7 protein-coding genes and 1 pseudogene are annotated in these 8862 nt (G+C 42.2%); 2 read left to right on the top strand and 6 right to left on the bottom strand.

The window, feature by feature from the left end; translation table 11 throughout:
• Window positions 1–62 precede the first annotated feature (62 nt).
• Window positions 63–653: a transposase gene (locus EKM80_RS14105; RefSeq protein ID WP_225418900.1), complete on the top strand. Its 591-nt coding sequence runs from the start codon at window positions 63–65 to the stop codon at window positions 651–653.
• Here the strand turns inward: EKM80_RS14105 and EKM80_RS14100 are convergent.
• Window positions 610–1632, bottom strand: a complete 1023-nt coding sequence (locus EKM80_RS14100; protein ID WP_125554262.1) for an IS30 family transposase — start codon at window positions 1630–1632, stop codon at window positions 610–612. The two genes, EKM80_RS14105 and EKM80_RS14100, sit on opposite strands and share 44 nt — an antisense overlap.
• A gap of 108 nt (window positions 1633–1740) precedes the next feature.
• Between EKM80_RS14100 and EKM80_RS14095 the strand changes: the two are divergent.
• Window positions 1741–1947, top strand: a pseudogene (locus EKM80_RS14095) (transposase); the annotation flags it as partial.
• Between the two features lie 71 nt (window positions 1948–2018).
• Here EKM80_RS14095 and pgmB read toward each other — a convergent pair.
• The 5 genes from pgmB to EKM80_RS14070 form a co-directional block, all read right to left on the bottom strand.
• Window positions 2019–2681, bottom strand: coding sequence for a beta-phosphoglucomutase (gene pgmB, locus EKM80_RS14090; RefSeq protein ID WP_016265827.1), 663 nt, complete (start codon window positions 2679–2681; stop codon window positions 2019–2021).
• A gap of 2 nt (window positions 2682–2683) precedes the next feature.
• Window positions 2684–3703: an aldose epimerase family protein gene (locus tag EKM80_RS14085; protein ID WP_016265828.1), complete on the bottom strand. Its 1020-nt coding sequence runs from the start codon at window positions 3701–3703 to the stop codon at window positions 2684–2686.
• A 69-nt stretch (window positions 3704–3772) separates the two neighbouring features.
• Window positions 3773–6025 (bottom strand): glycoside hydrolase family 65 protein, encoded by a 2253-nt coding sequence (locus EKM80_RS14080; RefSeq protein ID WP_125554266.1) that lies wholly within the window; start codon window positions 6023–6025, stop codon window positions 3773–3775.
• A 20-nt stretch (window positions 6026–6045) separates the two neighbouring features.
• The gene (locus EKM80_RS14075) at window positions 6046–7356 is read right to left on the bottom strand and encodes an SLC45 family MFS transporter (protein WP_198930090.1); all 1311 of its coding nucleotides are present in this window, start codon (window positions 7354–7356) and stop codon (window positions 6046–6048) included.
• A gap of 177 nt (window positions 7357–7533) precedes the next feature.
• On the bottom strand, window positions 7534–8487 hold the full coding sequence (locus EKM80_RS14070) for a LacI family DNA-binding transcriptional regulator (protein ID WP_068226378.1): 954 nt from the start codon (window positions 8485–8487) through the stop codon (window positions 7534–7536).
• Window positions 8488–8862: the final 375 nt, after the last annotated feature.

Here is an 8862-nt window from a genome sequence, read left to right as displayed (position 1 = left end):
TATTTTATCAATTAGCTAAAAGTATTTGGCTAACTTGATTATAAAACGCGCGTAAAAAAAGCATTATTGAGTACTTTAATAGATTCCATATCAATACCCGAAAACGGGTTCAAACCGTAACTCTGGATCTCAATAGTTACTATAAAGATATCGTTAAGGAAATGTTTCCAAACGCAGAAATTGTCGTTGATCGATTCCACATTATCGCCATGATGACGCGGGCATTCAACCAGACTAGAGTTCAGACAATGAAAAAATATGACAAGAAATCTATCGAATATCGACTGCTTAAGTTCTCATGGAAACTATATTTGAAGCACTTTGATGAACTAGAAGTCAGCCAAACTTTCTATGATCGTCATTTACGACAGCAGTTAACTCAACAAGGGCGAGTACAAATGGAGCTTGACACTGATGACACTATTTCGAGCACATACGATGCGCTGCAAGGTATCATGTCCTGTCTTAAAAATCATGACAAAGATGGCATTGTCTACTATCTCTACAAAAATGAAAACCTAAGTTTTCAAATGAAGGAAACACTAAAAACGTTCCCGAATTGTCAAATCAAGTGCAACACTTTCGACCTATTCTTAGTTATTGGTCTAGTTAATCGAAGTCTGGCAGAACTGCCATTGCCGATTGATAGTTGAGAACCTTTCGTGGTCTTTGGTTCAGAGCGTTTTGGATTGCTTGAATCCCTGTTAAGGTCAAGGCTCTCATTGAATGTCCCTTAGGAATGAACTCGCGGATCAGTTGGTTCTGGTTCTCATTAGTACCACGTTCCCATGGTGAATATGGATGGGCAAAGTAGACTGTCGTGCCGGCTACCTTTGATAAATCCGCAAACTCTGAACCGTTGTCAAAAGTAACTGTCTTAAAGTATTCTGGACCATAGTCATCGATAACATCTTGCAGGGCTTGTCGACAAGTGTCGGCGTGATAGTCCGTAATCTTAACGATGATTTCATAACGACTAACACGTTCAGTCAAGGTCATAATAGCGGGTTCACTGGCAACTCGTTTGCCTTTAACTAGATCACCTTCCCAATGGCCGATTTCAGTTCGGTTATTGGCTCCAAATGGTCGTTCTTCAATAGACTTGCCTAAGGTACGTTTATTCATACGCTGATGAGCTTTACGAACAGATCTCACCCGTCGACGTAGCTTCATGGGTAGTTCACTATTAGTTAGTTCTAAAAGGCCATTATCAATGTATCTGTAGACAGTTGGTGTTGACGGACAAGCTAGTTCTTGATGGTTCAGTTTGAACCAATGCACAAAGCTATCAATACTGTGGACTCTAGGTTTGCGACGAAGTTCAATGACCAGTTGTTGGAAGAACACAGGTGCCTTGACCAGCCAGCTAACGGCATGAGAATTAGCTTGATGATTTGCATGAATAGTTTGAGCAGTCTCTGCAAAGTAAGCTTCAAAGGGCTTGTGATTAGGGCCAATTTGACGAATTGTACCGTGCTTTAATTCCCGACTGATGGTACTTGGACTCCGATGAAGTTCACGCGCAATCTGACGGCAAGACCAACCCTCAGATTTACGAGCCATGATCAAGCCACGTTCATAAGGTTGAAGTTGTTGGTAATGACTAATCATGGTATTCTGGTTAAGGGTCATGAAGACATCTCTTTTCTTATTTGTTGTGGTAACTATAAGAATAGGTCTTCATGGCCTTTTTGGTCTAGTCATTTAGGTGTTGCACTTCAATTTTAAATCCGGCCACTAAAAACGTTTAAAAGTAATCTGGAAATTGTCTTGAATGCCAGTGAATCTAAGTATTCTAACGGTCCAATTGAAGGTATTAATCGGATGATTAAGCAGATTCAGCGGACTGCGTTTGGATTTAGAAATTTCCATCATTTAATCTCGCGGATTAAGCTTCAACAAACGAGAACAAAACCAAATACAAAAACAGAACTAGAAGCCGCTTAGCTTCTAGTTCTGTAAAACTATCTATCAACAGGATTTGACAGAGAGCCCTAAAAACAGTGCCGGCTCAATGATTAGCCTAATTTAGCTTTAATATTTTTTAACGAAACTTCACTCGTATCCGCAAAGCGCACATCCGCTTCCATCAATTGATTACCAATCCCGATTGAAAGTTCACCCGCAGCATTAATTGACTTAATGCCAGCACCTGAATCTTCTAGACCGGCAACAACTTCTGGTGCTAAGTCCATCACACCGGCCGCCAAACTGAAGATTTCTGGATCTGGTTTTCCGGCATGCAATTTGGCTGGATCAACCACGCCTTCAAAGTAGTCGGTAATTTTCAACTGCTTCAAAATTGCAGGGGCGTTCTTTGAGGCTGAAGCGACGGACATTTTATAGCCGCTAGCTTTTAATTCGTCTAAGAAGGCTTTCATCCCTGGTAGCACGTCATCTGGCGTTAATGATTCAACCAGCTTCAAATACTTGGTGTTCTTTTCGGTAGCCAAAGCCACCTTTTCATCCTCGGTGTAGTCATTTTCATGGCCACCCGCCTTCAAAATCATTTCCAGTGAATCCATGCGGCTGACACCCTTCAAGGCTTCCGCTAGTTCTGGTGTCCATTCTGAATGAACTTCATCCGCCGTTTGGTGCCATGCCTTAGCGTGCAATCGGGCACTATCAGCAATGACGCCGTCCAAATCAAATGCAAATCCCTTAATATCTTCAAACTTCATGGTTATCCCTCCGAATAGTAATAAGTTGATGTGTAAGTTTTAGTTTGATTAGCGGGTAAAACAATGTCGCCAAATCCGTCGTGGTGAATCGCATCTGGGACCGTTTGTAATTCCACAGCCAGTCCGTTATCTGGATGAGCAGCAAGCCAATCCGCATCTTTGCCAATGCAATCGGGATTGACGTTAAAAATAATGACGCCATTGCGATCACTGCCCATTTCTAATTGATGCTGCTTTGCGCTATCAACTAGTAACAAGCTTGGTGTTACGCCTAGCGATGTATCCGGCTTTTTAAAGGCATCATCAAACTGTTCGTTGCCGCCAAGTTTTTCACATTGATCGCCCAGCTTAACAAGGTTTGTAAAATCAAACGGGGTATTTTCAACGACCTGTATTTCACCCGTTGGAATCTTTTCTTCATTTACCACGATATGCCTATCCGCAACTATCTTCAAGAATTCATCCTTGATTGGCGCGTCCGGTCCATCCAAATTAAAGTAAACATGCGTCATCGGATTAAATAGGGTTTCCACGTTGCTGCGTCCCTCATATTGTACGGAAACATGGTTATCCTCATCTAAAGAATAGGTGATGGCCATTTCCAACGTCCCAGGAAAAATTGCTTTCTGTTGCATGGTATATCGAATTTTGGCAGATTGGTCGTCTAGAATAATCTCGCCATGCCAATTGAGCCGATCAATGCCCGTGTTACCACTGTGTAGCACATTTTTATTTTCGTTTGGCTTCAAATTGACCCTGAATCCAGCGACGTTAAACGTATGGCCGCTCAACCGTCCTGCCACCCGACCAATGGTGTTTCCTAAATGAAAGGGATTCGTTTCATATTCGTGCACGTTATCAAAATTTAAAATGATATTCTTCTCTGGTGTCACAAAGTAGCCAGTCCAGGTTGCTCCGTAACTGATTGTGCGGAGGCTCACACCATTTTTATTTGTAATCGTAAATTCTTTGACTAACTCACCATTTTCTAAATGGCCAAAATCTTTAACAGTCGATTCCACCAGTCTCACCCACTTTCTTTTAATAAAAAAGGCGAAGAGCAGTTTCCCACTCTTGCCCTTTTTTTAGTCCTATTTAAGCTCTTCCTTCTTACCATCGAGGTCAACCGTAATTGGGTCGCCATCGAGCAAGTCAAGCTTCGTACCAGACTGATCAACCGTTACCTCAATCAAACGACCGCGGAACAATTGACGGAACTGGTATGACTGCCATTTCTTAGGTAGGAATGGTGCATAGTGTAACTCACCGTCGCGAACTCGCATGCCAGCGAATCCTTGAACAATGGCTAACCAGCCACCGGTCATAGCTGTGATGTGCAAACCATCGACCGTGTCATTATTGTAGTTATCCAAATCGAGACGAGCTGTCCGTTCATACAATTCGGTTGCCTTTTCTTCATAATGAAGATCAGCTGCCAAAATGGCATGGATTGAAGCTGACAAACTTGATTCATGAACCGTTAATGGCTCATAGAAATCAAAGTTGGCTTTCTTCTGTTCAGGTGTAAAGTCATCAATAAAGTCCCAGATTCCTTGAAGAACATCGGCTTGTTTGATGTATGGTGAACGAAGAATTTTGTCCCATGACCAGTTTTGGTTAAGTGGCAATTGATCCTTAGGAAGTGAGCTGACTGGCTTGATATCCTTGTCTAGGAAGCCATCGTGTTGAACGAAAATTCCTAACTTCTTGTCTTCAGGAAGGTACATTCTGTCCACAATGTCTTGCCACTGTTTCTTTTCAGCGTCAGTGACGTTTAAGTCTTTAGCAACTTCTGGTGCAACCTCTGGCAAAATTTCAAGCGTATATTTCAACGTCCATTGTGCCAAAATGTTGGTATACCAGTTGTTATCAACGTTATTTTCGTACTCATCAGGGCCAGTAACACCATGAATCATGTACTTGCCATTCCGTTCTGAGAAGTGAACCCGGTCAGCCCAGAAACGTGAAATCTCCGTTAAGACCTTGGCGCCTTCATGCTGAACGTATGACTTGTCACCAGTGTAGTTTGTGTAGTTGTAAATTGCGTAGGCAATGTCGCCGTTACGGTGAATTTCCTCAAATGTAATTTCCCATTCGTTATGAGATTCAATCCCATCAAACGTAACCATTGGGTATAAAGCACCCTTAAGGCCCTGTTCCTTAGCATTATGGAAGGCACCGTCAATTTGTTGGTAACGATACTTCAACAAGTTTTTGGTAACATTTGGATCCGTAACACCAAGGTAAACGGGAACCGCAAAGGCCTCTGTATCCCAGTATGTGGCACCACCGTATTTTTCACCGGTAAAGCCTTTAGGTCCGATGTTCAAACGAGAATCCTCGCCATAGTACGTTGAGAAGAGCTGGAATAGGTTAAAACGAATTCCTTGTTGCGCTTCATCGTCGCCAGCAATTTTAACATCAGAAACGTTCCAGCGATTTGCCCAAACAGCTTTGTGGGCGTTGAATAAATCACTGTATGATGTTGCAGAAATTTCTTTATTTAATTGGGTTAAACGAGCCTCAAGATCAGCTTGTTTAGGGAAGTCACGTGATGACACAACAACTGTGCGCTTCTGGATAATTGTTTGCTCACCAGCAGCCAGTGTTCCGCTAAAATGGTTCGTCGCTGAGACATCGGTTTGGTCTGCAGACTCACTGTTCCAGTCCGTGACAACTGTTGATAAAGCACCAACCGTAAATTGTGGTGTTCCAAAGTCGTTTGGCTTTGTTTCCGCAATAACTTCGGCTTCATTATCAGTCTTAGCAACTTTCAAAACGTCCCAGAACTTTTCATCGTAATTGGCGTCTTCATTTTGTACATCAGCATCAACGGATGAACTGAATTCAACCTTAGCTTCTTTAGAACCCACATTCTTCAAGATAATCCCTTGAACAACGAGTTCCTTAGTTGCAGCACTGACAAATCGTTCAAATGAAATCTGAACCTTTGCGCCACCCTTTTCAACAGTGAAAGCCCGTTCGAGAACGGCCTGTTGCATATCTAAATCAAGGTTGAAGTCACTCACCTTGTCCTTAGCCAAATCAACAACTTCACCGTTGATTTTAATGCCAACCTTGATAAAGTTGATTGCATTAATCACTTTGCCAAAGTACTTAGGATAGCCGTTTTTCCACCAGCCAACCTTTGTCTTATCTGGAAACCAAACGCCACCAATGTAGATTCCGGGAAGCGTGTCGCCACTGTAACCTTCCTCAAAGAATCCACGCATGCCGAGGTTACCATTTGCAAGACTGGTCATTGATTCTTGAAGACGTTTATCGTCTGGATTAAGTTTAGTGGTCACAATGTGCCACGGTGATACGTCAAATGTTCGTTTCATCATTCAGACTCCTTTAATTTTTATGCGAATACTTCTTTAATACTGCTTACTGAGAAGGCACCGACTAACATCAAGATACCGGCTAAGAGAACCATCCCTGGCATTGATGAGCCCATCAATGGGAACAAAGCGAAACTCAATACTGAAGCAACGATTTGTGGTAAACAGATACTTCCGTTGAATAGACCAAGGTACGAGCCCATGTTGGCACCTGAAAGTGCGTTGGTCAAAATGGTGAATGGGAACATCATCATTGCGGCCCATGAAATACCAATCAAGCAGAATGAGAGGATGAGAACCCATTGATTATGAACAACGAAAATTGAGGCAAACCCAACGGCACCTAATACTAAACTAGTTGCGTACATTGGCTTGTGCTTGTCATTTGGCATCTTAGCAAGAACTAATGACCAAACAACGGCAGCTAAAGCGTAAATTGCGGATAGAACACCGAACCAGTTGGCACCGGCTTGATAGCCAGCACTTGCAGGATCTGTTGCGCGCCAAACGTTCTTGGCGACGGCACCTGCACCATAAGTCCAAAGGTATTGGAAGGCCATCCAGCAGAAGAATTGAACAAGAGTTAACGTCCAGAATACTTTAGGAGCACGTTTCAAAAGTGTAAATAAACCAACTTTTTCTTGAACATCTGCTTCAGTAATACCGTGATAGGCGTTATATTCTGCGGGTGTATATTCTTTAACTCTCAAAATAGTGAAGGCACTACAGATAACTAAGATAACGGCACCTGTATAGAATGAGAAAATAACTGAGTTCGGAATGACACCCTTTGGCGCAATGTTAGCAACACCCAAACCAGTTAAGAGGTATGGGAAAATTGCAGCTAGCACTGAACCACTATTTGATAAGAAACTTTGGATTGAGTAAGCAAATCCTTTTTGCTCATCATTCACCATGTCCCCGACCATCATCTTGAATGGTTGCATGGCAACGTTAGACGATAAATCCATGAAGAGAATTGTGATGGCACCGAACCAAAGTGCTGCAAGTGATCCATAACCAAATCCTAAGCTACCAGAGTTTGGTAGTAAGAACATAACGATGACGGCGACTAACGATCCCATCAAAAGGTAAGGTAATCGACGACCAATTTTAGGCATCCACGTTTTATCTGAATAATAGCCAACTAATGGTTGAACCACTAAACCTGCTAGTGGAGGAAGAATAAAGAAGAAACCTAATTTGGTTGGATCAGCTCCCAAAGTTTGGAAGATCCGCCCCATTTGTGAAGATTGTAAAGAGAAAGCCATTTGAACACCGAAGAATCCGAAACTAATCATCCAAATTGTCGCGATAGACAATTTTGGCATTGGCTTGGTTTTTGGCGTTGTAGCCGTGTTGCCTTGTGCTGAATCATTTTCCATGATTTGTCACTCCCTGTTTATTTGGGTTATGTGAACCCATTTTTCTTAACAAAATGAATTATAAACCGCTTTGATAATTTGTGCAACCGTTTGCACAAAAATAAAATAAAAAAGAGTTGTTGCTCACAACTCGTACTGCACAATTAATTTTTGAACATTTCGATCGGTAAATAACAATTCTACCGCGCGACTGCCCAGCATTTCCGGCCGCATATCAACCATGCGGACATCTTGGTCAATCAACGCTAGTAGCTCACTCTTATTGAAACTCATCATCGGAATTTTCTTTGTGTGTCGAATTTTGCTCCAAACCCGATTAAACCGCAGCAAGCCAACATCGTCGGTTGCAATTACCGCATCGACATCTTGGTGCTGATTCAAAAATACCTCGACTGCTGTTTCAGAAACGCGTTTTGGTAATCTAAATACTAGCGGTTCTAATTGGACTTCCGCCATCGCCTTTTCGTAGCCCATTCGGCGATTTCGCTCGTATTGCCACTCATATTCGGATTCAACAAATAGTGGGTTTCGAACCCCGCCATTTTGAAGAATTGCCATTGTGGCATCTCGCCCAGCCTGAACATTGTCGTTATCGACGTATCGATCCGGCAAATCTCCAACTGGCTGACCAATAACCACAAAGTCCAAATTTTCGCGACGCAAATAGTCAACGACCGGATCATTCTCATCCGTATATAGTAGAACGAACCGTTTGACCTTTGCCTGTTGAACCATGGCCGTCACGTTAGCAAGGACCTCTTCAACTCGGCTCCCAATCGCAATTGATAAAACATAGTGTCGGGCGACTAGCGACTGATTGATGCCTCGGAGCATATCAATATAGAACGGATTCTCCGGTGAGGAACTTTCCACCGTTGGAAAAATAACTCCGACGACGTTTGCTTCACCGCGAGTCAGGTTCTTAGCGGTATAATTTGGCAGATAATCAAGATCCTTGGCGAGTTTTTGGATTCGTTCACGCGTTTTAAGGCTAATTCTTGAATTATTATTTAGCGCACGTGAGGCGGTTGAGACTGAGACACCAGCCCGACGCGCAATATCTTTTATTGTAATCATGAGCGTTTCCTTTTTCATTTATTGGCAAGCTTCTCCATCTGAAGTTTACCACGAAATCCCTCCATTTACCGACAAATTCAGGTAGACCATCGATTTTAATCTCAAGTAAAACTTCAACTTTGACCAAAGTCATTCTTTCATCGCTTACACAATTACTTAAGGCCCTATACCTTTATAAAATCCTTTCATTGTGAAAAAATTATTTTCAAAAGATTTCCCGTAGTTACTAATGTAAGACAGTTTTCACGAAATTGTGTCGATTTAAAGTAAATGAAAGCATTTACAAAAAAACCAGATGAGTTTATAGTGAAAATGTAAACCCCAAATTGCAAGAACAAATTAGCCACACGATAAATCCTATTAAATCAGTATTTT

The sequence above is a fragment of the Loigolactobacillus jiayinensis genome (assembly GCF_003946445.1).
Taxonomy (GTDB): domain Bacteria; phylum Bacillota; class Bacilli; order Lactobacillales; family Lactobacillaceae; genus Loigolactobacillus; species Loigolactobacillus jiayinensis.
The sequence above is the reverse complement of the archived record's forward strand: the minus strand, read 5'-3'. Positions and strand labels throughout refer to the sequence as shown.